General features: G+C 64.4%; 1 protein-coding gene. It reads left to right on the top strand.

Annotation, left to right across the window (positions count from 1 at the left end):
• The coding region (locus NE591_RS12770) for a hypothetical protein (protein WP_256156801.1) at positions 1-196 on the top strand (196 nt) is incomplete at its 5' end.
• Between the last annotated feature and the right edge of the window lie 220 nt (positions 197-416).

The raw sequence follows: 416 nt of genomic DNA, 5'->3' as shown, positions 1-416 counted from the left end.
CGTCACTGTGAAAACGGCCACGGGCATCGAGCAGGAAATTGCCTGCGGCACCGTAGTCAAAGCCCTGGACTGCCTGCCGAACGACAGCCTCAGCACGGGACTCTCCTGCGAGGTGGTCACCGTCGGCGACGCGGCGCGCCCCTTCAACATCGGCGAAGCCATCTGCTCCGGCAACGCCGCCGCCCGCGCGATCTAGATTCGACCCAAAAGCTCGGCCGCCTCGACGTCGCACTCAATCTCAGTCCTCCCCTTCAATCGGGGCAGCTCCCCCTCCGAGCTGCCCCGATTTTTATCGCCACCTGTAGCCCGGAGCCACTTTTGGCACCGCCGCGCGGACTTCCCGACATTTTCCCGGGTCGGGCTGCGGATACTCTGGCAAAAAGCCGTGTCGGGCTGCGGATTCGGAGCAAAAACCC

This window comes from Adlercreutzia sp. DFI.6.23 (genome assembly GCF_024462535.1).
In the GTDB taxonomy this organism is placed as follows: domain Bacteria; phylum Actinomycetota; class Coriobacteriia; order Coriobacteriales; family Eggerthellaceae; genus Adlercreutzia; species Adlercreutzia rubneri.
The sequence above is the reverse complement of the archived record's forward strand: the minus strand, read 5'-3'. Positions and strand labels throughout refer to the sequence as shown.